This is a genomic window from Pirellulales bacterium (assembly GCA_036499395.1).
In the GTDB taxonomy this organism is placed as follows: domain Bacteria; phylum Planctomycetota; class Planctomycetia; order Pirellulales; family JACPPG01; genus JACPPG01.
Genome location: DASYDW010000129.1, coordinates 264,008 through 290,151 on the forward strand (window position 1 = coordinate 264,008; position 26,144 = coordinate 290,151).

Below are 26,144 nucleotides of genomic sequence, written 5' to 3' on the forward strand. Positions count from 1 at the left end.
TGCGCATAGGATCTGATCGGTACCGCGCGCGTCGCGAGCAACGACGCAACACCTTACTGCGCGGCGGTGATGGCGATACCGGCTAATGTCAGATGAGACACGTATTCGGCGTCGTGGGCCAAGAGCTTGGCCACCGAGGGGGCCGCGCCGCCGCTAAGAAACAACCGAGGACGCACCTTGAGCTGCGCACCGAGTTGCTCGACGAGCTCACGAACGCCTCCGACGGCGCCCCAAAACAATCCGGCTTGCATCGCAGCTATCGTCGCGGTACCCAGCGGCGCCGGCGCTTCGCCCAGTTTCCACATTTCCACCAGCGGCAGTAAATCGGTGAACTCGTGCATGGCACGGGCACTGGTCGCGATCCCCGGCATGATGGCTCCGCCGAGAAATGCGCCAGTGCCGTCGATCAGGTCGACTGTGATCGCGGTGCCCAGGTCGACGACGACGGCCGCTTCGCCCGGACGGCGTAAGCGATTTGCCGCCACGGCATCGAGCAGTCGATCGATCCCCACGCGGTCGGGCTGCGGCAGTGAAACCACGAGCGGTAAATCCGACGAAGCGATCATCGTGATCCGCGGGACGTCCTGGTTCTTTAACCAGGCCACCAGCCGGCCGGCCACGTCGCGCTGCACGCTGCCGATCCACCAGGCAGGGCGCGTCAGGTCGTGGTCAGGCAGCCACTGGCGAATCTTTTCCAACTCATCCAGGCTCGGACCGATATCGAGCGTACTAACCGGCTCGGGCAGCGGATTACGATCCACACTGTCGAACAGACCGAGCTTGACGCGGCTGTTGCCGACGTCGACCGCCACAAGAGGCAAGATGCCAGGCGCGTTCATTGCATCGCTTCCGGGGACCGCTGCACATCCAACGCATGAGTGATGGCATTCAACAGCTTGTCTAATCCCTGGCCCGTCACGGCCGACATGCTGAGCACATTGCGTCCGAGATGCTCGCTCAGTTTTTGCTGCACTTCGTCGGCGCCGGGCAGCTCGGCTTTCGAGACGATCACGATCTCGGGGCGATTCCCCAGCTTGGCGTCGTGCAGCGATAGCTCGTTGCGAATCGTCAGGTAGTTGGCCAGCGGATCGGTGCCATCAGCGGGCATTGGTTCGACCAGATGGACCAGGATGCCGGCCCGCTCGATGTGCCGCAAGAATTCATGTCCCAGCCCGGCCCCTTCGTGGGCTCCTTCGATCAAGCCGGGCAGATCGGCCAGCACGAAGGAGCGCTCGGCGTCGAGCCGCACCTGACCGAGATTCGGATACTTGGTCGTAAACGGATAAGCCGCGATCTGGGGGCGGGCGTGCGACAGCCGGCTCAGCAGCGTGCTCTTTCCGGCGTTGGGTTTACCGATCAGCCCCACGTCGGCAATGACTTTCAACTCCAGGATCAGGGCCCGCGATTCCCCTTCTTGCCCTTTGGTCCATTGCCGTGGCGCACGATTGACCGAGCTTTTGAAATGCAGGTTTCCCTTACCGCCGCGCCCTCCCTGGGCGGCGATGATTTGATCGCCGGGGTGCGCCAGATCCTTGATGACGAAGGCGTTCACGGCGTCGATTATGACCGTGCCCGGCGGGACGTACAGGATCATGTCCTCGGCGCCGCGGCCGTAGCGATTCGAGCCGCTGCCGGCCTGACCGCTTTCGGCGCGCCAATGATATCGATGTGTCAGCGCGGCGAGATTGTTCACGCCTTCGCGCGCGACGATGATGATGCTCGCGCCGTCGCCGCCGTCACCGCCGTCGGGTCCGCCGTGCGGCACGAACTTCTCGCGGCGGAAGCTCAGGCAGCCGTCTCCCCCTTTGCCGGCGTCGACCTGAATTTTCACGCGATCGACGAACATGGTGCCCTGACGTGCAGAGGTTACAAAAAAAAACGGGAACGACCCGCCGTGGACCGTCCCCGCATGAGCTATGGAATCACGCCGCGTTAGCTGGCGGCGGCGAACACATTGACCCGGCGGCCACTGCGATCGAACGTGACGACACCATTCACCAGGGCGAACAGCGTGAAGTCTCTGCCCTGACCGACACCCTTGCCCGCCATATACCGGCTGCCGACCTGGCGGACCAGGATGTTGCCAGCCGTGACTTGCTCGCCACCGTAGCGCTTGATGCCGCGCCGCTGACCTTTCGAATCGCGACCGTTGCTGCTCGAACCTTGTCCCTTTTTATGTGCCATGACTGAGATCTCCTCGATCGCTAATTTGGGAATCGGCGGTACGCGTCCCGGGTTCAGTTCCGGCAAACGTCCGCGAGTGTTTCTTGGTCAGTTCTCATCCGGTGCGGCTTCCTCGACCGCGGCGCCCTCGTCCTCCGGAGCCATCTCGCCTTCCGGGGCCTCAGCACCGTCGGGGGCCATCTCGCCATCCGCGGGCTGAGCGTCACCGTCGGCGGGCAGGCCCTCGTCGGCTGCAGGTTCCGCAGCGGCTGGTCCCTCGCGGACCGCGCCGGCGGGAACCGGATCGCGCTTTTTAGCGATAAATCCCTTCTCCGTCAATTCCCCATAGCCCCAGGAGTAGTTCTCGAAGCGGATTTCCCCTTCGTGCTCGAACTCCTTATCGCCGGGACGCCAGAAATTCAGGATCAGGGTTTTTGGGTAGAAGTGCCGGCCGGTGCCCGGCGGATTCCCTTTTTTGAAGGCTCCGGCCTCGTTTTCCCAGCGATAGGCGTTGGTCAGCCCCTGGACGTAAATCGAGAAATGGTCTGTCGCGGGGTCGATGTCCTCCCAGGTGGCCACGCCCCAAATCGTGGCTTCCTGCCCCTTGGGCGTCGGCGCGATGCGGCCGATCATTTCGCTGGTGTTCAACAGCGGTCGGCTCTGGTCCTCGCGCTTGCGAATCAACGGTGTGGCCAGCGGAATGACGCGGCTGGGATAGACCTTGCCGCGGTCGTTGCTGACCAGCGCGAAATACGGGACAAACGTGACCGGCTCATCGCTGGTATTCTTGATGTTGTAGAGCAGGTACCAAACTAGCTTGTTCTGCATGCGACCGTCCGGCATCGGCTCGTCGATGCGGACAAAGCGAACGGGCTTGAATGCGAACTCCAGCGACCAGATATCACGGCGAAAAACCGTATCACGTGCCGGCGATTTGCCGTGCGAGCTCCCTTTCGCCCATTCTCGTTCGGCGTATTTGGGATCCGAAGTGAGTACTTCGACAAGGTCATGTCGATCGTACGCTTCGTCCAATTGCCGCTGGGGATCGACCGTTCGCATAGCGTTCGGTGCCAGCTTACGGAACTTGGGACGTGCCGGAGTCGCGGTGCGGGCCACGGCCGTCGGCGCTTTCGCTGGCGGGCGCGCCGCGGGCGCCGGTTGGGCGTACGACGTCGCAGCCCCGAGACCGAGGACCCCCAGCAGGAACGCAAAAATCGCGAAACTTCGAACAACAGACATTGCGGATTAATCTCGGCGCGACAACTCGATCCGTGAAGGGGTCCGCAGCGGGCCGCCCTCGACGAAGCGAAGGCTCTCGGCGGTCGAAGAAGAGGTAAGTTTTTAGCTTAATTGGCGTTCCGTAGCAGGGTCAAGCGCCAAGGCGGTCCCGCGCCCGTCGATTTGCCGGTATACGGCCGTCATAGTCGTTAGCCGTCCAGCGGGATAAAGTTGTCACGGGACGCACCGCCGCAGGCCAATTCGCGGGAGAGTCCTGCCTGCTCGACTTAACTCTTTTCAGGATTAGGTTTTGCACGCTGACGATTCACCCCGGCGAGCCGGCGGCGGAATATCGACCGCGTGGCACGCGCTTTGTTGTCCTACGTACAGTAATGATGAACGGAACAGTGGAAGCCGGGAAACGATCGCCATGTCGCACGAAACAATTCCGACGAATACGCCCCCCACAGATCAAGCCGTTGACGCCGTGACACCCGACGAGGTGGAGCGTGACGAAATGTCCCCCGACCAACTGGCCGAGGCCCGGCAATACGGCCGCTGGCAACTGGCGCTCGACCTGGCGGATTCCGGGCTCGACGTCCTGTACCTGGGCTTATTCGCTTTCTTCGCCGCCGTGCCGATCGACGCCTGGCTGGCCGAACGCATCGGTTCGGCACCGCTACGACTCATGGCCCTGTACGGCATCATGATCGGATTGCATGAGTGCGTGTCGTTTCCGCTGGCCTGCTTCTCAGGCTACTCGATCGAGCACCGCTTCGGCCTCAGCCGGCAATCATTCGGCCAATGGCTGGCGCGGCATGCCAAGCGTTTCTCGCTGGCCGTTGGCTTCGGCGCCGTGATGGTGATTGCGCTCTATTCGCTGTTCTGGTTCGTGGGCACGTGGTGGTGGGCGGCCGCGGCGATTGGCTTCTTCCTGGTGAGCGTGGTGCTCGGTCAGTTAGCGCCGGTCCTGATCTTGCCGCTGTTTTACAAGATCGAGAAGCTCGACAATTCCGAGCTGGCCGGACGCTTTGCTCCGCTGGCTGAGGAATCGGGGCTGGCGATCGAAGGGGTCTACCGCATGATCCTCAGCGATGAAACCGCCAAGGCCAACGCCATGCTGGCCGGCCTCGGTCGCACGCGGCGCGTGCTGTTGGGGGACACGCTGCTGGACGGTTTCTCGCTCGACGAGATCCAAGTCGTCTTCGCCCATGAGATTGGCCATCATGTTTATCGCCACATTCCGAAACTCATGGCGCTCGGTTTTGTCTACGGCTCGCTCGGCTTTTGGTTTTGCGATCGGATGCTCGCACTGTGGATCGGCACGAGCGTCTACGATCCGCGGCAACTGCCCGTTTATGCCCTGCCGATGCTGATGTTCGCGTTGAGCATTTTCTCGTTGGTACTGGGACCGCTGCAAAACGTGACCAGCCGGCGCTTCGAGCGGCAGTGCGATCGTTTCGCTTTACGGCGCACTGGCCTGCGTGACGCGTACATCTCGGCGTTTCGCAAGCTGGCGAAATTGAACAAGGACGACCCCGATCCGCCCCGCCTGGCGGTGACTCTCTTCCACAGTCATCCGCCGATCGCCGAACGAATCGCGATCGCCACGGAGTGAACCTCGCGTGCCGGACGCTTGCGCTCGGTAGCTGAAAAACATTTACAGCGCGCGTTTGCTACCGTCGAGAATGCGATTGCGTTGCCAGCATGCATCCGCCGCGACAGCGCGCGTCTGACTCGGGATGCGCCGTGGTTTTCGGCAGTGAAACACCTATTAGGCGATGCCAGCAGGGGTCGTTTCTTTTTCGCAATGTTGAGGGTCAGGCTGAATCCTAAATACCGGCATGACGATCAAAGATTATAAAGGCCGCAACGCACATCGGGATTTTGCCGTGGCGGCCTTACCCGGTATCTGCGTACGTCCGCACGAGCGGGGCAAGAACGAACCGCCAGTATTCCTCGATTACGACGACCAGCCCAGGCAGTGCTGCGCGCCTCACGGCGTGACCGCATCTCTGTCCTAGATTTCTGTCGCGTCCCTTCGACACGCGCGACACGAACCACAAGATCTTCGTGCGTGCATCGTCCGGCACCGTGACGTCAGATTTGCACCTGCGAAGCCCGCAAGTCCCCTCCCTGAATTTTATCCACGCTCGATCCCGCGCGTTTGTGGCGCCCGCGCGCCACAAAACACCTTTCGCTGACTTATGCGAGCACCTGCTCGAAACTGCGCAAGCCGCGCTGTGTCATTGGCGAAGTGCGCGCCGGGAAAGTAGTCGAAAGTCGGAGCTGACTCAAATGATTCGAAAGCGATTGTTCGTCGTGGCTGCGATGGCCGTGGTCACCGGCTTGTCTTGCCAGGCGTTTGCCCAAACCGCGGCAATGCCACAGTGGGACAGCTTGTCGACTTTCGACGCCTCGCGCATCGGCACGTACAGCATGACGGGCCAAGCCTCGGATCCCGCGGACCCGGATAGCACCATCCCCGCCGTCCCACCGAATTCCTCGCAACCTGCCGCAAATCCGTTCGCGCCGCGCCCCGCCTCGGAAGTTTTCAATCCGCCGGTCTCGGCGCCGACCTGTCCGTCGTGCAATAGCTTGCCTTGCGCGGTGCCCGGTAGCTGCGCACCGGCCTGGTCGCCGATCGCGCTGGCCGAGTCGACGTTCTTCTGGCCGACACTCGCGCACGGAAATTCATTCGTCGGAACCGGCTCGTCGGGCTTGAACGGACCGCTCGATCAAACACTCGCGCAGTCGAATAACCTGTTCCTGGCCGGGCCGCGCATCATGTTCGGACGCCAGGGACAGACGTGGGGCGTGCTGGGGCGCTTCTGGTACGCCTCGAATTGGGGCAGCGGATTCGGCCCGACCGATGCCGGATCCGAGACGGGCGGCTTCTCGGCCTATAACGCATTCCAGGCTTACACCGCCGACCTCGAGATGCAGCGCCGCTGGTCGCGAGGGCTGTGGAATTTCTGGGGCTTCGGCGGCATTCGCTACGGTTCGGTCGCGATCGGGCATCGCGAAACGGCGAATCAGTTCGCTGACGGTTACGCCATTTCCTCCACGGCCTATTCCGCGCAAAGCTTTCAAGGAACCGGCATCACGTTCGGCGGCTACAGTACCCGGGCGCTCGGCAACTCGCCGTTCAAGCTGTTCTTCTCGAATCGTTACTCGATCCTGTGGGGCACCAGCCACGCCGACGCCCAAGTGGCAACCTCGCTGGTCTGCACCACGATGCCGTCCGCCTGGGATGCCAACGGCATGTCGGCCAGCCGCACGGGCGACCTGTTCATCGCCGAGTTCCAGGCCGGCACGCAATGGGAACGCCAACTAGTCTGGTTCCCCGGCCGCGCCTTTCTGCGCACCGCCTTCGAATATCAATACTGGGGCGCCGGCGGCGGGCTGTGCGCATCGGCCGAATCCACCTCGCACATCTCCCCCGTCGTTAGCACGGCCTGCTCGTACGCCGAGCAAGTCATGTTTAACCTGGTCGGATTCAACATCGGCGCTGGCATTATTTACTAACGGTAGCCAGTAGTTGGTATCTGGCAGCCAGTATCTTGAGTGCGCCACCTCGCGCAGGTTGCGCAGAAATGCGACGACGGCTAGAATAGTCCGTCATGACGCGCGAACTTATCCGCCGCCGCCGGTATCAATTCGGATTCTCAGCGATGCTCTGCGGCATGACTCTATGCGCGATCGTTGCGGCGCAGTACGGGTACGTTCAGCGGCGCAATGCGGCCAGGCAGGAAATCGTCCTCGACGGGGGAATCGTCTATACGTGGGAGAAGCCGTGTCGCAACCCCGCGTTGCAACGACTCCCACGTCGGGAAATCCCCATATGGCGGCGTTGGCTAGGGGACGAAGCGATCCAAATCGTCGCAATGCCGGCCGGCTCTGAACGATCGGAATGCGCACGCGCCACAGCGATATTTCCTGAGGCATCTGTCGGCACGATGCAGCCTAGACCATTTTAACGACGATCGATCACCCAAGCGTTGCACGTGCGAACACCGCCGTCTCGGAATCCTGCCAATTCCGTTCAAAAAGCAGGATTTTCTCGCGGGGTTCCAGATCCGCGAACACGGTCCGAAGTGACCTATATTTGTGTACGGACCGCGAGCGATCCTTTGATCCTCACACCCCACGAGCACTCATCCGATGACTGACATTCACAGCGACGTTGTCGCGGCTCTTCAAAGCGCGGTCGAGCGTGCCAAGCCGGTCGGCGCCGAACTCACGTATCACCCGATCGTCAGCGATCGGCCGGACGGCGGCTCTTTTACCACGGTCCATGTCGTGACCGCCGATGGCACGCCGGTCGAGGCGTCGTTCGATTTCGCGGCCGTCGCCCGAGAACTTGGCAAAAAAGCGCATCCCAAGGTCGAAGACCGCAAAATCTATGGCCAGCAAACGCCGCTGCCGTACAAGGTCATCACCGGTGCCACGGGCAACCAGCCGTTCGAGATTTTGTTCATGCTCAATGAGCTGACCTAGGCGTCGCTCGCCCTCCCTGCTTGGCTCTGCAAGAACGGCTCGTTCTTTGCTGCGTTGCTTGCTTGTTCGTCTTACAATCGCAGCACGTTCTGTCACCGCGCGCCGGTGACGGTCGCGCGAAAACGAACGAGCACCAGGGAGCCTAGGCCGTGCCTATTTTTGTGAACCATGCTTTCGCCCGTCGCCTGTCTATCGCAGCGCTCGTCATTGTCAGTGTCCGGATGGCCGGGGACACGACGTCAGCTGCTGATCCTGTGCGTCTCGAAGTGCGCCATCCGTTGCCGCACCAGGTTGTGCAACGCGAAGGGTTCGATCCGCACCGCGCGCACGATCATCAACCGGGCGGACCGGCACTGGGATTTGCGCTCGTGCCGGTAGAAATCGATCTGGCCGCGGCGGCCGCTGACCTGCCTGATAATGCAACAATCGACTATCGAGTCGTCACGCTGCCGGATGAAAAAGGCGAGGCGACATCATGGAGCGTCGTCGCCGGGCAGCGGCAGGGCAAACTTTGGACCGCGGTGGTGCGTGTCGCCGCCGGCGGATGGTATCGCATCGAGGTTCGCGCGCGGCACGGCGAGCAGGTCGTGGCCGTGGCCGCGGTTGAGCCGGTCGGCGTCGGCGAGGTGTTTATCATCGCCGGGCAATCGTATGCCGTTGGTGCGAACGATGAGCTGACCAAGGTCGACGATCCGCAACGACGCGTCGTGGCCTACGACGCGATCAACAAGAAATGGCAAGTCGCCAACGACCCGCAACCAAACGCCGGCGACGGCGGCACGATCTGGCCCAGTTGCGGAAACTTCTTATTGCCACTCGCGCGCGTACCGATCGGGTTCGTTAACGTGGCCGTTGGGGGCACCTCGACGCGGCAGTGGCTGCCCGGCGAAGAGTTGTACCAGCGGCTGAACGCGGCCGGCAAAACGATCGGTCGCTTCCGCGCTGTCTTGTGGCAGCAAGGCGAATCGGACGTAATCGAGCATCGCTCGACCGAGTACTACGTCGACAACCTGGTGAAGATCCGCACGGCGCTCGCGAAAGCATGGGGCTTCGAGCCGCCGTGGCTCCTGGCCAAATCGACGCTGCACCCAACAGTCTACGACGATCCGGTCGGCGAAGAACGCATCCGCTTGGCCATCGACCAACTCGGCACGATGCCCGGCTTTCGCCCGGGACCTGATACCGACATCCTGGCGGGCGAAAACCGTGGCGGACTGGGAACGCGACGACACTTCTCCGGCATCGGCCAGCGCAACGCCGGCCTGATGTGGTTCGCCACCGTCTGGCAAGAGCTGAATCGCACGCCGTGAACATTCGCCGGTACTAGAAAGAAGGTTTCCAGCGAGCATTGCGAGATTAGAATTGGCCCATCTTTCACGCGAACTTATCGAAGATTGCGTTGTTTCGCGATTTGTACCCATTGCCGTACGATCTTCGGCAGTCGACTCTCGATCTCGCGCCCAAACAGGACTTCGTCGACATATCCCATGTGAAGCATGTCGATGATCCGGCAGAGGTATGACCGACCGCATTCCCACCACGTGTAATGCGAATCGATCATCAAGTAGTGCTTTACGTCGATGCCTTCTTCCTTCCGAAGCTCTTCGAGTTCCATCCCGTCCAAGAGCGATTCATAGACACCGTCGGCGACGCGACTCCCAAATGTCGTCGTATAGTAATACTCCTTGATTTCCCACACGGCGATCGGATTGACCGGGCCAGGAAAGGCGCCATCCACTCGCCTGGCCAGCGTGCGCAGCGGTGCGTTGTTCACCGTCACGGTCGTCAGCTCGCGTGGGTCGTAGTCGCATGGCAACCCTTGGGCGTTCGCCTCGATCAGCATATTGATGCTGCTTGTAAAATATGCCGGAGCTTTTTTAATGCCCTTTTGCTTGTTCATCGGCGGAATGCGCTTGGTCGGAAGCTGCATCTGCAACCGCTCGAACATTGCTCTGGCTTCGTCCACATCCATCAGGCTCGGCTCGACAAAGGTATTGAGCACGCGCGCCCGATGTCGAAAGTAAGAGTTCACCGTGGCGCAGAGCTCGGTGGCGCGGCCATCGCCGTCGAAAAGATGCGCGGCTGACAAGCCAAGCTGTTGCATGCAGTTCCGGAGATCGACGGGCGTCGGCACAGCGATCTGGCCGGTGCCCCGAACGGTGTAACCGAAGTGCTGACTAATCGTGCGTATGTTTGCCCAAAAATGCTTGCGGAGTCGGACGAAGCGAGGGTTCGGGATCATGGAATCGCGGCCTCCAACCGATCAACGAACTCGCGCAACGAGATACCCACCGCCGCGCAAATGGCACGGACCTCGAGCAAATCGAGACGTCTCTCGCCCGCCTCGTACTTGCTGACGAACGATTGGGGTTGGGCGAGTTTTTCGGCCAGGTCCTGCTGACGCAGTCCCGCGCCCAATCGAACCTGACGGAGAAGCTCTTGGAGCTTTTGCTGTTCGGGCGTGAAGATGCTCTTATCCATGGGAACTATTTAGGATCACTTGACAGTAAATCCCAAAAAAGGATAAAGTGCTTCTGTGCAGCGGTCCCCTAATGAATTGACGGGTACTGTACAAATGAATAGAATTTCGGCGACTCTGCCCGATCTGACGTCGAAGAAGGTCCGGACGATGCAACTCCGTCTGTTTGAAGGGGGCGAAGCTCGAACGCAGCGGGTGGCGCCGTTCAAAAGGCAACTGCTCAAGTGGATCGGCAGCAAGCAGCGGCTGGCGGATGAAATCATTTCCTACTTTCCGTCCGAGTTCGGCACATACGTCGAACCCTTTCTCGGAAGCGCCGGCGTACTCGCCACGCTGGCTCCCCAACATGCCGTCGGTTCGGATATTTTTGAACCGCTCATCGAGATCTGGCAAACGCTGCGCGATGACCCGGAAAAGCTCAAACGTTGGTATGCCAAGCGCCGCAGTCGGTTGATGTCCGGTGACAAGGTCACGGAGTACGAAAGGATCAAGGCGTCGTACAACAAGCGACCCAACGGGGCCGATCTGCTTTTCTTGTGCAGGTCATGTTACGGCGGGGTCGTTCGATTCCGCAAAGCCGACGGCTTCATGTCGACCCCCTGTGGTGTCCATACACCCATCGAGGCCGATACGTTTGCGGCGCGAGTCGATGAATGGCGGAAACGCACGGCAGGCGCCATTTTTCGCGCACAAAATTACGTGGAAGCGATGCAGGCTGCCAACAAGGGTGACCTCGTCTATTGCGATCCACCATACAAGGATGCCCAAAAGATTCTTTACGGGGCGCAGGCGTTCGATCTCAAGCAGCTTTTCGAAGTGATCGCCGATTGCAAGCATCGTGGAGTATTCGTGGCCTTGAGCATTGATGGTACGAAGCGATCCGGTGATTTTATTTGCGATCTGCCGGTTCCTAAGGGACTATTCGAACGAGAGGTTTTCGTTAGTTGCGGCCGCTCGATGTTGCGGCGGTTTCAGATGGGTGGAAAGACGCTGGAAAGCGAAGTTGTCGAGGATCGGCTGCTACTCACCTATTGAAATGGTTGCCATCTTGAGCGTTGGACGCCGTGCCAAGCAATCGTTCCTATTGGCGGCTTGGGACCACGCCGACACTTCTCCGGCATCGGCCAGCGCAATGCCGGCCTGATGTGGTTCGCCACCGTCTGGCAAGAGCTGAATCGCACGCCGTGACGATGCGGTATGGTCGTTCGATTCGATCAACGTACAAGTCGACTAGCGATCAGCGTGCGCACCGGGGGCGTGGCCCATTGTCATGGCAACGGCTATCAGGGCAACTGCCCCCGCCCGTTCGCCAACCGCGCGCGGATTGCGCGCCCCGAACGCCTCGGTCCAATAGCCTATCCGTATGCCGTTGGTCGCCAGTGCTCAGCGGCTTCGTCGGCGCCTGTAACCGGCAATCCCCACCGCAATCATACCCATCGCCAGCAGGCCGAAGGTGCCCGGCTCGGGAACATGGGCAAGAGGTGAATAGAACTGACACATGGTCGTGCCATCCGGCATCACACCCCCGCCGATGCGAATGATCGACGGCTCGTTGTTCGTTACCCCGTTGTCCCAGTGGGTGCCGATACCCGCCACCGAGCCGTGATAGCCGCCGTTGTCGAACTGGCTGACATAGAACGCGCAATCCGGTCCCACCGATGCCAGGTCACCATAGGCGCCGCTGACCCCTGCAATGTCGGTAATCGTAGGCGAACCCGAGAAGTTAGGACCCAGCACGTACTGCGTGATCGTGCCATCGTTATTGTTGCTGTAGAGGATGCTCACCGACGGGCTGTCCGCAAAGGCCAAGCCATCAGGAAAGTGGGGCGTGCCGAAGCTGTTTACCACCGCGCCAGTGCTGGTGAGAATCGTCATGGTGCTGTTGTTCTGACCCGTGACCGCGATATTGCCAAGCGGTCCAGCGACCATGCCATCGATCAAAGAGTTGCCGGAGTAAATCAGCGTATTCGTCTGGGCGACGGGATCGTAGATATAGACGCTACTTGCGACACTGCCGTCGGAATAAGCGATGCGTCCGTCGGGCATTGTCGTAACGCCATAGCCGGCGCCACCCACGGATCCTGGCATCAGTTGCGCAGGGGCCGACCAGTTCGACGGATTGAAACGCTCGAGGCCAGACCCCGTGACCGTATAGATGTAGCCGTCCAAACCATTCGTCATGCCGTACCCGGTGTTGGCCAAACCGCTGATGGTATGCGTTGCGGTCGAACCATGAATGGCGGTGCCTTGATGGACGGCGTTTTGCGTGGGGCTGTATTCGAGAATGTCCGAACCGTTACGCGTCAACAGGTCGCCGCTACTCGTCCAGGCCATACCAGGTCCGCCTACCAGCGGTCCGGTGTAAATCTGCTGCGTGTAGGTGGGATCGAGATAGGGATATTGAACGGCTTTGGCCCGCGGCAGTGCGATCGACAACGTGCTGGAAAGGATCACCACAAGCGCAAGCGTGCATAGAGTCCGGACCATGAGCGTTCTCCCGAAAAAAGCCCAAGAAAGGACAAAGAGGGAGCTTGAGAAGTGACGGCCCTACATTGCCGCTAGACCGCGGTGCCCCAGCCCCCCAACGCGGTGATTATTCAGAATCCGCGGTGCGAATGCCAGAAAAAAAATCCCAGATTCCGCCGGGACTATCAACTTATCAGGCCATTAGCACGCACCTCGCGCGCCGATCGTCATGTCGTGGCATTAAATCATTGCGTTCAAAGACCATCGCGATCATCGCAGGGAGAGCCAGTGGTGTTCAGTAAGGTGCCCACATGAAGATTCTTGAATTCGTTCGCCGAGTGCGCTCGTTCAGCCTGCGGGCGATGTTACTGGTCGTCACGCTCGCGGCGATCGTCCTGGCTTGGCTCGCTTACGAGCGCGCTGAATCCGCACGCCAGATGAAAATTGCCCGGCAACTGGAAGCCGACGGGTTGGGCGTCGGTTCCTTCGGGCGGTTTATCGACCCGACATCGAATCCTCAGGCTGCGCCGCTGTGGCGCCGGGCGTTGTCCCAACTGTGCGGGCAGCGCGTGCGGCTGATTACGACCAAAGGCCAGCCGGCGCCGGTCGACCTTCGGCCGCTGGCACAGCTTCCCGATATTATGGGACTTGAGTTGCACGCCCCGAACGTGGCGGACCTGTCGCCGCTAGCGAACCTGACGCAACTGAAGTTCGTGCTGATGTTCAGGACGCAAGTCACGGACCTGCGACCGCTCGCCGGTCTGCCGGCGATCGAGCTTTTGGCATTGAATCATTCGCCGGTCGCGGACCTCGCACCATTAGCCGCGTTAAAGAACTTGAAGGTTCTCACGTTGTCGTACACGAACGTGCGCGACTTACGGCCGCTCGCGAAGCTTGGGAACCTCGAAGAGCTGATGCTCTTCAAAACGTCGGTCGACGACCTGTCACCCCTTGCCGGTCTCGGTAAGTTGAAATCCTTGTCGCTCGGCCGAACGCAGGTCAGCGACATCACTCCCCTGTCGGGCTTGGTTCAGCTTTCCCAACTGGGGCTCGAAGAGACGCAGGTACGCGACATTGCAGCGCTCGGCACACTCACGAACCTCGCGCAGTTATCGCTCGAGAATAATGCGGTTGTTGACATTTCTTCCCTGACAAGGCTTGGCCAATTACAAAACGTTCTGCTCGACGGCACGTTGATCGACGATCCATCGCCGCTATTCTCGCTGCCTGCTCTGAAAGAGCTGAGCGTCGCGCGAACCAGACTCAGCAGTCGGCAGGTTGCCAAGCTGCGACAAGCGTTGCCGCAATGCAAAGTCGACGCGAGCACGTTCACCACGGCGACCAGCTACGGCCCTACGCCGTAGCTGCCTGAGAAGCACTTCCCTGGCCGGACGCGCGTCCCTTCTTTTCTTGAGCCACTGGCCCCAGAATCGCGCCAGGAATGCGGAAAGCAGGCAGCTTCCAGCGGGAATTTCCACTTGTGTACTGTTAGTTATATATTTGTGTAAGTTTTCTCTTGAATTGCCCCTTTTCAACCCTTATCTTCCGGACTGCTGTTCCGTGGCGGTCGATTCGTACGGACCGCCGGGCAGCTTTTTCTCGGAGCGAGCTACTGCACGCCTGATGATGCCAGTTCCACGTCGATTGGTCAGTTGATCAATCGTCCGGTGGTTTCTTTTCGGCATCAACTCTCTTGTGCCTTCCCCGCGCGGACGCGTTGCGCGTTTGCGTGCGGTTTTCCTTGCCTCGCGGTGTTGTTTCATTTCGCGCAGGCAAGACGCGGGAGAGCACATAACGGGCGTCACGAAAAACAAGGGCAGTTCTGGAGCAACACGTTATGTTTCCTTCGTTATCCGCGAGCATTCGTGTTGGAAGTCGCCTGGTGATTGCAGCGACGATCGTGCTACTGCCAGCCCGCTCGGTGCTGGCAGTCAAGTTGGTAGTCATGGGTGTTACAAATCACGCCTACAATAGCGCCATTCCTGCTGGTGAGCAGGTGGTCACATTCGGCATTCAAGTGCGAGCCTCTGACCTGTACGGCGCAGGTACGAATCCCGTTCTCGCGGTGCAGAACCTGACGTTCGCGGGGAATGGCATCGTGCCGATCAATGTCGTTCCCGCAACTCCGAATAAGGTTGACGTGCAAGATGTGCAAACAAGCATCGTCGACGCATCGATCGGAAATCAATCGGGCCCGGATGTCGTTCCGGCCGTGCAAAGCGATCTGTCCGTTCGCCAACAACAATCCCTTTACGCGGATAGCTGGTGGTACAACAGCGGCGGCGGTCTCTTGCAAGGTGTGAACGACGCTGGGGGAGATGTCGGCCCACTGACCAATCCAGCCTGGCAGCTTGGCCCCATTTCTTACGTCGGTAGCAGCGGGTTCACGTGGTCCCCCGACGGCACGCCCGGCGTGCAAGCCGGCGCCACGGCGCTCGCGGCCCTCAACTCGCCCGGCGGTTCGAACGCCACCACGGGGCAGTACATGATCTATTCCGGTATCTACGGGCCCAACGGCAGCAATTCACTGACACACTCCACACTGGCTAGTCAATTCGTGAACGGCCTCCTCACCGTGCCGATCGCCCAAATCGCAACGACGGGAGATATTTTTATTCCGGGAACGTATTCCAATGCCGCCGGAGCGCTCGCGGGTGCTCCTGGATCCGGAACCTTCATCGGCATCATCGGCGTGGGAGGCTCGAACGGTCCGATAGGAAACGGCACGTACAACATGTATGGGGGCGATCCCAACATCAATACGGGCTTCTTTTATAGCTTCACCGGCTCGGGACAAGTTCCCATTCCCGAGCCCGGCACGATCGTCTTAGCGGGAATTGCCGCGGTCGGATTCTGTTTGCGGCGCAAACGACGAGCACCGCGTTCGAGTTAGCGGTCCTAGACGCTCAATGCGTCACGGCGACCGTCCAGATGTTTGGGCCAACGCATTTCCCATTCACGGTGCATCAAAGAATCTCCGCCCACCCTAGAGCAACAATTCATGGTTCTCTCGTTTACCGTTCTCCGTCTTCCCGGCTTTTGGCAATGTCTTGTCATCGCAATGGCGATCCTGCTGCTGCCCGTTCGTGCGGCTCAGGCCGTGCAATTGGCCATCATGAACGTCGCGACGCACGCCACGAATAGCGTCATACCCGCAGGAGAAGAGGTAGTCACCTTCGGCATACAGCTTTCTGAATCTGATCTCATTGGCGCAGGTACAAATCCCGTGTTGTTGGTGCAAAACCTGGCGTTCGTGGGCAATGGTATCGTGCCGAGTAACGCAACAGGCACGGCCAATAAAGTTGACGTGCAAGACGTGCAGTCGAGTGTGGTCGATCCTTATGCTGCAGCTAATTCCGCGCCTGCTCAGCAAAGCAATCTGTCCACGAGCGACCAGCAATCGCTGTACGCGGATAGCTGGTGGTACAACAGCGGTTCAGGCGTCTTGCAGGGCGTCAACGACGACTCGGGACTTGTCGGCCCCCTGACCAATCCAGCCTGGCAACTCGGGCCCATCAAAAACGTTGGTCCTACGGGCTTCACCTGGAACGCCGACGGCACACCGGGCGTGCAGGCCGGGGATACGGCGCTGTCAGCTTTGGCTTCGCCGAGTGGCACGAACGCCACCACCGGGCAGTACATGATCTTCAACGGAATCTACGGACCCAACGGCAGCAATACGTTGACGGGCAGCACGCTTGCCAGCCAGTTCGTCAATGGCATACTCACCGTGCCTATCGCCCAGATCGCGACGACCGGTGACATTAGCATTCCAGGGGACTATTCGAACGCCGCCGGAGCAGGCGCAGGACGCCCAGGCACGGGCACCTTCATCGACCTCATCGGCACGGGCGTCTCGAACGGCCCGACCGGAAACGGCACCTACAACGTCTTTGGCGGCAACCCCAACATCGATCCTATATGTGTTTACAACTTTGGCGCACAACAGTTCAACTTTCCCGAGCCCGGCACGTTCGTCTTGGCAGGAATTGCCGCGGTCGGCGTGATGCTGCGCAGCAAACATCTCAGGGTGCCGCGCCGTGGGCGTGCCGTCAATTCTCGCGAGTAAATCTTGTCGGGGAATCGCGCAGCAGCGACACGTTCGCAGGCGTGACAAACACCCGGTCGCCCGGAAAAATCGGCCAGTTGGTCGACTGGTCGCCGCGATGAACAATAGCGTTCACGTCGACGTGAAGAACCTCCGCCTTTCGAGCCCCATGAACCGAGGCAGGACGAGCCACCCAGACAACTTTGGCGCGATGCTTTAATCCGCGGACCTGCGCAAGCGCATCCAGCACCGTCTCGTTGCCGGCGATCGGGATCCGTTGGATCTGGTCCCCCAGGTCGGCTCCTTCGATGACCACGTAGTAGACTTTGCTGTTGTAGGCGAATACATCGAGCGAGACTTCTGGTGCCGAGCTTTCCGGGAGTCTCTCAAAATCGCGAATATGCTCGCAAACCACTTCCTGCGCCCTACGGACGGTCAGCCCGGTAACTCTCACCTTGCCATAATGCGCGAGGTCGATCGTCCCGTCAGGCCCGACCCGAAACTCGCCGCGAAGTAACTCGTTAGCCGATTGCCCCGCCTGATCGACGACAACGTCATCTCTCGAAAAACGATGAACTTCGATCGACAGAACGTCAGGAGGCTCGATCAAATACGGCGGCCGCGCTCTTCTCAGCAGCGACAATCGCGGCGCGCTGAGTAGCGTGTCGACGTCCAGCACCGCCGGCGTATAACCGGGGCCCGCAAAGACAGCGTCGGATATATTGCGAAACATCCACTCGCCGGACACGGCCCCTTTTGAGGCAACGAGGGCCATTGTCAGAATCACGACATGCTGCGGTGCATTGCGCATGGAGCGAGTCATTGCATGTCGGGCAAAAATTATGTTCCATGAACCAGGTCACACCTATTACAACAAATCGCTTGGTTTTCGTCATCGAGAACGACCATGACCGTTGACCACGCCGCTCGGCTCACCCGCCGCCGATGGTTTCAGTTCGGGCTCGGGATGATATGCATTGTGCTAGCGCTCCTCAGTATCTTTTTTGCCGTCGAATTGCACACGGTTCGCCAACGTCAAGCGCTACGCGCGGTTTTAGAGCAACGTGGCGCCGAGTTTGGCCCACGTTGGGAATCTAGCGTCGTGCCAGCACCCAGTTTCGTGAGACGCCTTCTGGGGGATGAGCTGGCCCCTATGATCACACTCCCCTCCGATTGCTGGACGCCAAGCAACGAGTCCCAGGGACTCAGCATCGACGAAATCGAGCGAGTTTTTCCCGAAGCACAGTTGATGCAGAATTTGTAAACCCCCGCACCTTGCCCACCTGTACGCCCGTCTCCTACAATCCAGGGTCCTGCGCTGTGGTGTCCGCCGCCGTCCCCTGCCGCACGCGCCAACGGATTGACCCCTCCTCTCGCCGAAGTGTTGCATGGCCGCTGCCGACATCGTCATTCGAGGCGCGCGCGAGCATAATCTCCGCTCCGTCGACCTTACTATTCCCCGTAATCGACTCGTTTGTTTGACCGGCGTCAGCGGGTCGGGCAAGAGCTCGCTGGCGTTCGACACCCTGTACGCCGAAGGGCAGCGCCGTTACATCGAAAGCCTGTCCAGCTTCGCCCGGCAGTTCCTCGGCCAGATGCCGAAGCCGGACGTCGAATCGATCTCGGGCCTCAGCCCATCGATTTCCATCTCGCAGAAATCCTCGGGCCAGAATCCGCGCTCGACTGTCGGCACGATCACCGAAATTTACGATTACCTGCGTGTCCTCTACGCGCGGACCGGGCTGGGGCACTGCCCTAAATGCTCGCGGCCGATCACGGCCCAGACGCGCGAGCAGATCCTGGCCCGCATTGGCACCTTGCCGCAGGGGACGAAGTTCTCGGTCCTGGCCCCGCTGATTCGCGGGCAAAAGGGAGAATACCGCGACCTGTTCGTCGACCTGATCAAGCAGGGCTTCGTCCGCGCGCGCGTCGATGGTCGGATCGTCCCCCTGTCGGACGATTTGCGCCTCGACCGGCAGATGCGGCACAATATCGAGGTCGTGATCGATCGACTCACGGCTTCCACCGAAGGTCGCGCGCGACTGGCCGAAGCCGTTGAACTGGCGCTCAAGCTCGGCCAGGGAAACCTGGTTATCGCGCTCGATGCCGACGGCAAAGCGTCCGCGCCTACGCCCGAGCTCGATGACGAGGAAGCCGAAGAAGCGCCGTCGCGCGGCGCGCGTCGCAAGATGAAAGGCGCCGATGCGCCGGCCCCGGCCAATGACGACATTTATCTCTCGGCGCATTACGCCTGCACGCATTGCGGGCTGAGCTTCGAGCCGCCAAGCCCACAGCTTTTCAGCTTCAACAGCCCGCAGGGAATGTGCCTGTCGTGCGACGGTCTGGGCGAGGTCTACACGTTCGACCCCGATCGTTTGATTCCGGATCGCGCCAAATCGTTTAAGCAAGGCGCGATCGAGATGATCGGCCCGTGGCGCGACCTGGGGCGCTGGCGTCGTCACATCTATGCCGGCGTGACCGAAACCATCGAGCACCAGCTCGGTCTGGAAGCGGGACAGATTCTCGACACGCCTTGGCAGGATCTCGAACCCGCGATTGCCAAGCAGTTGCTGTGGGGCACCGGCGATCTGCACATCACGTTCACCTGGCGACACGGGCCGGGCGGACATAAATACGGCGGCCGATTCGGCGGCATCATTCCCGAGATGCTATCGAAATATCGCAGCACGCAAAGCGGCATGCAGCGTCGGCAATTGGAAAAGTACATGCGCGTGGTTGGCTGCGTCGCCTGCGCCGGCGCGCGGCTGAACGATCAGGCCCGCACGGTCACGCTGACCTCGCGGCATCCGCGCTTCGCCAGCCAGCGGGCGCTCTCGCTGACCGAGGTCTGCGCGCTGAGCATTGCCGAGGCGGTGGACTTTTTCAGCGAATTGGAACTCGACCAGACTCGCACGCTGATCGCGGCCGAGGTATTGAAAGAAATTCGCGGCCGGCTCGGCTTCTTGCTCAACGTCGGGCTCGACTATCTCACGTTGGCTCGCACCGCGCCGACCCTCTCGGGCGGCGAATCGCAACGCATCCGCCTGGCCGGGCAAATCGGCTGCGGCCTGGTTGGTGTGCTGTACATTCTCGACGAACCGTCAATCGGCCTGCACCCGCGAGATAACGACCGCCTGCTGGCCACGCTCGCGCAGTTGCGCGATCTGGGAAATACCGTGGTCGTGGTCGAGCACGACGAAGAGACGATGCTCGCCGCGGATACGATCATCGATTTCGGCCCCGGACCCGGCGTGCGCGGCGGCGAGGTCGTGGCCATTGGCTCGCCGAAAAAGATCGCAGCTGAGCCGCGCAGTCTGACCGGGCAGTATCTCTCGGGCAAGCTGAAGATCGAAATTCCCGAGAAGCGCCGCGCACCGGGCAAGGATTGGCTGAAGATCCTCGGCGCCGAGCACAACAATCTCAAAAACGTCGACGTCGAAATTCCGCTCGGCACATTGGTCTGCGTCACCGGCGTATCGGGTTCGGGAAAAAGCTCGCTCGTCAGCGACATCCTGGTCGAGGCTTTGCGCCGCGATCTCAACGGCGGCGAAGGCGATCCCGGCAAGCACAAGAAGATCGAAGGGATCGACAAGCTCGACAAGCTGATCGCCATCGATCAGTCGCCGATCGGTCGTACGCCCCGTTCGAATCCGGCCACCTACATCAAAGTCTTCGACGATATTCGCAAGCTGTACACGCAACTGCACGACGCCAAGACGCGCGGCTACAAGGAAGGCCGCTTCAGCTTCAATGTCGAAGGGGGACGCTGCGAAGCGTGCGAGGGCAACGGCTCGAACCGGCTCGAAATGGACTTCCTGGCCGATGTGTGGGTAACCTGCCCCGTCTGCCAAGGGCATCGCTTCAATCGCGAGACGCTGCAGATCCGCTTCAAGGGCAAGTCGATCGCCGACGTCCTGGAAATGGATATTCAGCAGGCGCTCGACCACTTCGAGAATATTCCGGCCGTGCGGCACAAGCTGCAGACGCTGCACGACGTGGGGCTCGATTATTTGAAGCTGGGGCAGCCCTCGCCCACGCTGTCTGGCGGCGAGGCGCAGCGTATCAAGCTGGCCCGCGAGCTGGTGAAGAAGAGCACCGGCCGCACGCTATATCTCCTCGACGAGCCCACGACCGGCTTGCACTTCGCCGATATTCACATGCTGCTGAAGGTGCTGCACGACTTTGCCGATGCCGGCAACACGGTGCTGGTGGTCGAGCACAATCTGGACGTTGTAAAGACGGCCGATTGGGTCATCGACATCGGGCCCGAAGGGGGCGCCGGCGGCGGCCAGGTCGTGGCGGTCGGCACGCCCGAAGACGTCGCCAAGGTGAACGAGTCTTACACCGGGCGAGCACTGAAACCGGTGCTGGCACGCGGCGCGCAGCCGTTCGATCTCTCTGGCGCGGCGGCCGCAAAACGCCCGCCCATCGAATCGGCCACATCAATCAAGGTACGTGGCGCGAAGCAGCACAACCTGAAAGACATCGACGTCGAAATCCCGCGCGATGCTATGACCGTCTGCTGCGGGCAAAGCGGTAGCGGCAAAAGCTCGCTGGCCATGGATACGATCTATGCCGAGGGGCAGCGCCGGTACGTCGAAAGCCTTAGCTCGTACGCCCGCCAGTTTGTCGGGCAGATGCAGAAGCCGCAGCTCGAACATATCGAAGGGTTATCGCCAGCGATCGCCATCGAGCAAAAGCATCTCGGCCATACGCCGCGCTCGACCGTCGGCACGGTGACCGAGATCTACGACTTCATGCGAATCTTGTTCGCCCGACTGGGCCAGCCGCACTGCCCCGATTGCGACATTCCGATCGGCACGCAGACCTCGGACGAGATCATCGACAAGGTCATGGCGCAGCCGGCCGGCACCCGGCTGTACTTGATGGCCCCGCTTGAAATTCAGGTCGGCGACAAATACGAATCGTTGTGGGATGAAATTCGCGCCGCCGGCTATCAGCGCATGCGCGTTGACGGTCAGACCTATCCGATTGACGAGCCGCCGACGATCGACCGCCGCCGCAAGCACACTGTGGAAGTGATCATCGATCGCGCTACGGTGCGGACTGAATCACGCTCGCGCATCGCCGACAGCATCGAGAGCGCGTTGTCGCTGGGACGCGGCGTCCTGCACGTGACGTTCCCGGTCGAGGACGTGCCCGAGGCGCGTTGGCGCACCGAGATCTACAGTCAGCATTTTGCGTGCGATCGCTGCGGCCGCAGCTTCGAGCAGCTCACACCGCACAGTTTCTCGTTCAATAGCGCGCTGGGCTGGTGCCCGGTCTGCGAAGGGTTGGGAACGCAAACCGGCGCAAACACGTCGGCCTTGCTGCACGATCCGAAGCTGTCGCTCAAGCAGGGCGCGGTCGCGCTCTGGCCAGGTGTCGACAACAAGCTGTTTCAGCTTATGCTGTCGGCCCTTTCGCACCACACGGGCGTGCCGATCGATGTGCCATTCGAGCAGTTGCCCGCCCGGCAGCGGCGGACCATCCTGCACGGGTCCGGCGATAGTTGGATCAATGTCCCGGTCCCTGGAGCGAAGAAGAATGCCGATAAGCCGCTGTTTCGCTTTCAATACAAAGGACTTTACCCCGCGCTCGAAGAGGCCTCACGTTTGTCCTCCGGGATGCGCACCAGGCTCGAACATCTGGTCGATGAAGTCGAATGTTCGACCTGCGGCGGCAGCCGACTGCGCGACGACGCCGGCGCGGTACGACTGCGCGACGAAACGATCGACGATGTTTGCCGTAAACCGCTTGGCGACCTGCTGCAGCAATTCGCGCAGTGGAAACCGAACGCTACTGAGAAAAAGATCGCTGGCGAACTGGTGCGCGAAGTGCGCAATCGTTTGCAATTCCTGGTCGACGTCGGGCTCGAATACCTCACGCTGAATCGCGCAGCCCCCACGCTCTCGGGCGGAGAGGCGCAGCGCATCCGCCTGGCCAGCCAGGTCGGCAGCGGCCTGACTGGCGTGCTGTACGTGCTGGACGAACCGACGATCGGCCTGCACCCGCGCGACAATCTGCGGCTGCTCGGCGCGCTGCTACGGCTGCGCGATCTCGGGAACACGCTGCTCTTGGTCGAGCACGACCGCGAAGTCATTGCCGGGGCCGATTACCTGCTCGATTTCGGTCCCGCAGCCGGCGAGCACGGCGGCCAGATCGTGGCCCGTGGCACGCCGCAAAAAGTCTCGCAGATCAAAACGTCGGTCACCGGGCCTTATCTGTCGGGCACAAAGGCCATCCCGGTGCCGACCAATCGGCGATTGACGATTCGCGCTGAAGTGCCGTCTGCTGCCGCGAAAACCAAAGCCAAGCGCGCCGCAAGCAAAACAACAACGACGGCAAAGACGCAAAAAGCGGTCGCGAAGAAAACAGCAGCCCCGCCGGTTCCACGAGCCGAGCAGGGCGAAGACTGGCTTCCTCCCGGCGGCGGTTGGCTGGAAGTCATTGGCGCCCGCCACAACAATCTGCGCAGCGTCGACGTGCGAATTCCACTCGGCGCGTTCACGGTCGTCACAGGCGTCAGCGGCAGTGGCAAAAGTTCGCTGGTCGAAGACGTGCTCTACAACTCGCTGGCCCGCATTCTGCATCGGGCGACCAGCCTGGCTGCTCCGCATGACGCCATCCTCGGCGTCGAGATGATCAACAAGGTCATTCGCGTCGATCAACAGCCGTTGGGCAATACGCCCACATCGAACCCCGCCACGTACACCGGCGTCTTCGAACTGATTCGCACGCTCTATTCCGAACTTCCCGATGCCAAGCTGCGCGGATACACGCCGCGCCGCTTCAGCTTCAATGTGCCGGGCGGGCGCTGTGAAAAGTGCGAAGGGAACGGCCAACTGCGCATCGAGATGCACTTTCTGCCCGACGTGTGGGTAGAGTGCGATGAATGCCGCGGTCGGCGCTACAATCCCGAGACGCTGGCCGTGCAATTTCATGGCCACTCGATCTCGGATGTGCTCGACTTGCCGTGCGGGCGAGCGCTCGAACTGTTCAAGAACATTCCCAAGATCCGTCGCGTGCTGGAAACTTTGTGCGACGTCGGGCTCAGTTATCTGCGATTGGGACAATCGGCTCCCACGCTCTCGGGCGGCGAGGCGCAGCGTGTGAAATTGGCCGCCGAGCTGGCCCGACCCGATACAGGACAAACGCTCTACTTGCTCGACGAGCCAACGACCGGTTTGCACTTCGACGATCTGGCACGATTGCTCGACGTGCTGAATCGCCTGGTCGATCTGGGCAACACCGTCGTCGTGATCGAACACAATTTGGACGTGATCAAGACGGCCGATTGGATCATCGACATGGGGCCCGAGGCGGGCGAATCGGGCGGACGCGTCGTCGTGGCCGGCACGCCCGAGCAGGTCGTGGCGCACGCCCTGGCCGCGGCCCCGTCGAAAACCAAACGCGGTGGCCGCGCCGCGGGCGATCTGTTGCGCTCGCACACGGGCGAAACACTGGCGCCGGTCCTCGAAGCCGATCCACAGGTCGAACGAAAGCTGTTCGACTTCGCCGCGCAAGAGGCCAAGCGCGAAGAAGATCTGGAAATCAACGAGATCGGTCGCGAAACGCAGATGCCGTGGCAAAACGATGGCCGCGGCTGGCACACGCGCGATCGCGTCGGACGTTCCGGCCAACCCTGCCGGTGGGACGGCGAAATCCTGGCACGCGTCGTCGATCGCATCCAGGAGCTTGGAAGTTTCTCGCCGACCAACTGGAACAACCGCACGATCGTCGAAATCGCCAGCGAGAAGAAGACCGACGGTTGGTTCCTGCATGCCGTCACCGGCGAAGAGTGGCTGCTGCAATTGAAATTCCGGGTCGCCAAGAAATCGTTCCAGCGTGACGACCTGGTCGCGCGCTTGGACTTGAAGCCGCTCAACGAGATTCACGAGCTGCCGGTCTATGGTTCGGAACCACGCGTGAAGTGCAAAAACCTGCGCGGGCCGTGGCAGGAAGTGCAGATGCGCGTGCATTGGCTACACGAGATCGACCGGCCCGAGTTCTGGAAATTCCTGACCGAGGCCGTGGCCGGATTCCAACGCTTTGCCGAACGAGCCGAGCAGCGTCCCGAGGACATCATGCCGTGGAAGGTGCTGGGGCAGAAATGGCATCTGTCGCGAAAAGGCTTTCCGCCCGGCAAGCGCATTGATTGGGAAGTTGAAGTGCTGGAGGACCTGTGCGAACTCTTGGCCGAGACAGCTAAGGGAGCGCAGTTCCTGTGGAACAATCAACAAGTGGTACACGTCTGCCCACCGGGCGGCGGCGAGCCGTGGGCCACGATCCACACCAAGCGGCAAGCCGGCATCGACCTGTCGTTGGCCGGCCCGAAGGCACGCTTCGCGCTGGGACGCGTCGCCAGCCTGGCGGGCAATCCGGAATTGCAAATCGATCGGCCTGACAAGGACCTGGTGAAGCTGCGCTTCGTCGACTCGGGCGAAGTCACGGCTCCCGAGCTGTTCGAGTTCCTGCAGGAACACTACGCAGCCGCCACGGAAAAGCCGAAGCGCTCGCTGGAGCGATCGTCGCTGTAATCCGCTTCAAGCGAAATCAGAGGAATGATCCGCAGATTTCGCAGATAGACACGGATTTCTCAAAGTAAAATCTGCGTGCATCTGCGTAATCTGGGGATGGTTTTACTCTCTGAACGCGCCACGTTTGGCGTAACAGCGGTAGCCGTCACGGCATCCGGCGGCAAGATTTCTCGGCGCGAACCTCGTTCGTGTCCGGCGTCTCTCCTCTTCTGTACCGCTCGAATTACTAGCGCCCGCGAAAGGCAAGTACGCCACCGCCGCCACACCTTGCTGATTTAGCGCCATGAGTTGCCGTTCACACAACATCGCGATGACCCACACGACGAGCGATACGTCGGTCCGCGCGCTCGTGATGCACAGCTTCGCGCAGCCACCCCCCGTGTGACATTCGGCCCCCCGGTCCGTCAGGCTTTTTCAAAGGCCCGATGTCACGCGTGTGACGTCGGGCCTTTTTTATTTCCACGCGCGGATGGCGAATCCGACACGAACGCATTCGCGAACTCAGAGACAAGGGCAGATCGTTATGCTACTAGCACCACCTCCTTTACCACGAAGACGAAATACGTCCGAGCTGCGCAAGAAATTCTTGCGCGAGACGGAAGGCTTCCTGGCGAGCGCGCTGCGGCAGCGCAGCCCTGCGCCGCGTTACCTTCCGAAGCCGCGCCGGCCGTGGTTACGGCTGTTCAGCGATCGCTAGCAGAGGGCCGGTTGATGCATTTACTCGCTGTCC

17 protein-coding genes are annotated in these 26,144 nt (G+C 60.8%); 9 read left to right on the top strand and 8 right to left on the bottom strand.

The features are described from left to right. Positions 1-53: 53 nt before the first annotated feature. The 4 genes from VGN12_26520 to VGN12_26535 form a co-directional block, all read right to left on the bottom strand. Positions 54-839 carry a type III pantothenate kinase gene (locus VGN12_26520; protein ID HEY4313035.1) on the bottom strand — a complete coding sequence of 262 codons (786 nt, stop codon included), beginning with the start codon at positions 837-839 and terminating at the stop codon, positions 54-56. Next, positions 836-1,846 carry a GTPase ObgE gene (gene obgE / locus VGN12_26525; GenBank protein HEY4313036.1) on the bottom strand — a complete coding sequence of 337 codons (1,011 nt, stop codon included), beginning with the start codon at positions 1,844-1,846 and terminating at the stop codon, positions 836-838. The genes VGN12_26520 and obgE overlap by 4 nt, the downstream gene beginning before the upstream one ends. Positions 1,847-1,932: 86 nt before the next feature. Continuing rightward, positions 1,933-2,184: a 50S ribosomal protein L27 gene (gene rpmA, locus VGN12_26530; GenBank protein ID HEY4313037.1), complete on the bottom strand. Its 252-nt coding sequence runs from the start codon at positions 2,182-2,184 to the stop codon at positions 1,933-1,935. Between the two features lie 87 nt (positions 2,185-2,271). Beyond that, entirely contained in the window at positions 2,272-3,402 is a 1,131-nt protein-coding gene (locus tag VGN12_26535; GenBank protein HEY4313038.1) for a hypothetical protein, read from the bottom strand. A gap of 409 nt (positions 3,403-3,811) precedes the next feature. Between VGN12_26535 and VGN12_26540 the strand changes: the two genes are divergently transcribed. From VGN12_26540 to VGN12_26555, 4 genes are all read left to right on the top strand, one after another. After that, positions 3,812-4,999: a M48 family metallopeptidase gene (locus VGN12_26540; protein HEY4313039.1), complete on the top strand. Its 1,188-nt coding sequence runs from the start codon at positions 3,812-3,814 to the stop codon at positions 4,997-4,999. 680 nt (positions 5,000-5,679) lie between these two features. Continuing rightward, the gene (locus VGN12_26545) at positions 5,680-6,909 is read left to right on the top strand and encodes a hypothetical protein (protein HEY4313040.1); all 1,230 of its coding nucleotides are present in this window, start codon (positions 5,680-5,682) and stop codon (positions 6,907-6,909) included. A gap of 636 nt (positions 6,910-7,545) precedes the next feature. Then, positions 7,546-7,881, top strand: coding sequence for a hypothetical protein (locus VGN12_26550; GenBank protein ID HEY4313041.1), 336 nt, complete (start codon positions 7,546-7,548; stop codon positions 7,879-7,881). A gap of 149 nt (positions 7,882-8,030) precedes the next feature. Continuing rightward, complete coding sequence (locus tag VGN12_26555) at positions 8,031-9,191, top strand: sialate O-acetylesterase (GenBank protein HEY4313042.1); 1,161 nt, start codon at positions 8,031-8,033, stop codon at positions 9,189-9,191. Positions 9,192-9,265: 74 nt separating this feature from the next. Here the strand turns inward: VGN12_26555 and VGN12_26560 are convergent, their stop codons facing one another. Both VGN12_26560 and VGN12_26565 read right to left on the bottom strand, forming a co-directional pair. Further along, positions 9,266-10,123, bottom strand: coding sequence for a hypothetical protein (locus tag VGN12_26560; GenBank protein ID HEY4313043.1), 858 nt, complete (start codon positions 10,121-10,123; stop codon positions 9,266-9,268). Further along, complete coding sequence (locus tag VGN12_26565) at positions 10,120-10,362, bottom strand: helix-turn-helix transcriptional regulator (protein HEY4313044.1); 243 nt, start codon at positions 10,360-10,362, stop codon at positions 10,120-10,122. Before VGN12_26565 ends, VGN12_26560 begins: the two co-directional genes overlap by 4 nt. 94 nt (positions 10,363-10,456) lie before the next feature. Here VGN12_26565 and VGN12_26570 point away from each other — a divergent pair, with 94 nt between their 5' ends. Then, positions 10,457-11,395 (top strand): Dam family site-specific DNA-(adenine-N6)-methyltransferase, encoded by a 939-nt coding sequence (locus VGN12_26570; GenBank protein ID HEY4313045.1) that lies wholly within the window; start codon positions 10,457-10,459, stop codon positions 11,393-11,395. A gap of 348 nt (positions 11,396-11,743) precedes the next feature. Here the strand turns inward: VGN12_26570 and VGN12_26575 are convergent, their stop codons facing one another. Continuing rightward, positions 11,744-12,847, bottom strand: a complete 1,104-nt coding sequence (locus VGN12_26575; GenBank protein HEY4313046.1) for a PEP-CTERM sorting domain-containing protein — start codon at positions 12,845-12,847, stop codon at positions 11,744-11,746. 290 nt (positions 12,848-13,137) lie between these two features. Here VGN12_26575 and VGN12_26580 point away from each other — a divergent pair, with 290 nt between their 5' ends. The 3 genes from VGN12_26580 to VGN12_26590 all read left to right on the top strand — a co-directional run bounded on the left by VGN12_26580 (position 13,138) and on the right by VGN12_26590 (position 16,895). Then, complete coding sequence (locus VGN12_26580) at positions 13,138-14,190, top strand: leucine-rich repeat domain-containing protein (protein ID HEY4313047.1); 1,053 nt, start codon at positions 13,138-13,140, stop codon at positions 14,188-14,190. A 473-nt stretch (positions 14,191-14,663) separates the two neighbouring features. Beyond that, on the top strand, positions 14,664-15,719 hold the full coding sequence (locus VGN12_26585) for a PEP-CTERM sorting domain-containing protein (GenBank protein ID HEY4313048.1): 1,056 nt from the start codon (positions 14,664-14,666) through the stop codon (positions 15,717-15,719). Between the two features lie 108 nt (positions 15,720-15,827). Then, the gene (locus VGN12_26590) at positions 15,828-16,895 is read left to right on the top strand and encodes a hypothetical protein (protein ID HEY4313049.1); all 1,068 of its coding nucleotides are present in this window, start codon (positions 15,828-15,830) and stop codon (positions 16,893-16,895) included. Here the strand turns inward: VGN12_26590 and VGN12_26595 are convergent. After that, positions 16,879-17,685, bottom strand: coding sequence for a polysaccharide biosynthesis/export family protein (locus VGN12_26595; protein ID HEY4313050.1), 807 nt, complete (start codon positions 17,683-17,685; stop codon positions 16,879-16,881). The two genes, VGN12_26590 and VGN12_26595, sit on opposite strands and share 17 nt — an antisense overlap. A gap of 577 nt (positions 17,686-18,262) precedes the next feature. Here VGN12_26595 and uvrA point away from each other — a divergent pair. Continuing rightward, the gene (gene uvrA / locus VGN12_26600; GenBank protein ID HEY4313051.1) at positions 18,263-25,414 is read left to right on the top strand and encodes an excinuclease ABC subunit UvrA; all 7,152 of its coding nucleotides are present in this window, start codon (positions 18,263-18,265) and stop codon (positions 25,412-25,414) included. Positions 25,415-26,144 lie beyond the last annotated feature (730 nt).

Excerpts from the sequence above, each read along its gene's own strand:
- VGN12_26595 (HEY4313050.1), bottom strand. The coding sequence starts at position 17,685 with ATGCGCAATGCACCGCAGCATGTCGTGATTCTGACAATGGCCCTCGTT.
- VGN12_26580 (HEY4313047.1), top strand. The coding sequence starts at position 13,138 with ATGAAGATTCTTGAATTCGTTCGCCGAGTGCGCTCGTTCAGCCTGCGG.
- VGN12_26545 (HEY4313040.1), top strand. The coding sequence starts at position 5,680 with ATGATTCGAAAGCGATTGTTCGTCGTGGCTGCGATGGCCGTGGTCACC.
- obgE (HEY4313036.1), bottom strand. The coding sequence starts at position 1,846 with ATGTTCGTCGATCGCGTGAAAATTCAGGTCGACGCCGGCAAAGGGGGA.
- rpmA (HEY4313037.1), bottom strand. The coding sequence starts at position 2,184 with ATGGCACATAAAAAGGGACAAGGTTCGAGCAGCAACGGTCGCGATTCG.
- VGN12_26520 (HEY4313035.1), bottom strand. The coding sequence starts at position 839 with ATGAACGCGCCTGGCATCTTGCCTCTTGTGGCGGTCGACGTCGGCAAC.
- VGN12_26535 (HEY4313038.1), bottom strand. The coding sequence starts at position 3,402 with ATGTCTGTTGTTCGAAGTTTCGCGATTTTTGCGTTCCTGCTGGGGGTC.
- VGN12_26590 (HEY4313049.1), top strand. The coding sequence starts at position 15,828 with ATGGTTCTCTCGTTTACCGTTCTCCGTCTTCCCGGCTTTTGGCAATGT.
- VGN12_26550 (HEY4313041.1), top strand. The coding sequence starts at position 7,546 with ATGACTGACATTCACAGCGACGTTGTCGCGGCTCTTCAAAGCGCGGTC.
- VGN12_26560 (HEY4313043.1), bottom strand. The coding sequence starts at position 10,123 with ATGATCCCGAACCCTCGCTTCGTCCGACTCCGCAAGCATTTTTGGGCA.
- VGN12_26570 (HEY4313045.1), top strand. The coding sequence starts at position 10,457 with ATGAATAGAATTTCGGCGACTCTGCCCGATCTGACGTCGAAGAAGGTC.
- VGN12_26585 (HEY4313048.1), top strand. The coding sequence starts at position 14,664 with ATGTTTCCTTCGTTATCCGCGAGCATTCGTGTTGGAAGTCGCCTGGTG.
- VGN12_26565 (HEY4313044.1), bottom strand. The coding sequence starts at position 10,362 with ATGGATAAGAGCATCTTCACGCCCGAACAGCAAAAGCTCCAAGAGCTT.
- VGN12_26575 (HEY4313046.1), bottom strand. The coding sequence starts at position 12,847 with ATGGTCCGGACTCTATGCACGCTTGCGCTTGTGGTGATCCTTTCCAGC.
- VGN12_26540 (HEY4313039.1), top strand. The coding sequence starts at position 3,812 with ATGTCGCACGAAACAATTCCGACGAATACGCCCCCCACAGATCAAGCC.
- uvrA (HEY4313051.1), top strand. The coding sequence starts at position 18,263 with ATGGCCGCTGCCGACATCGTCATTCGAGGCGCGCGCGAGCATAATCTC.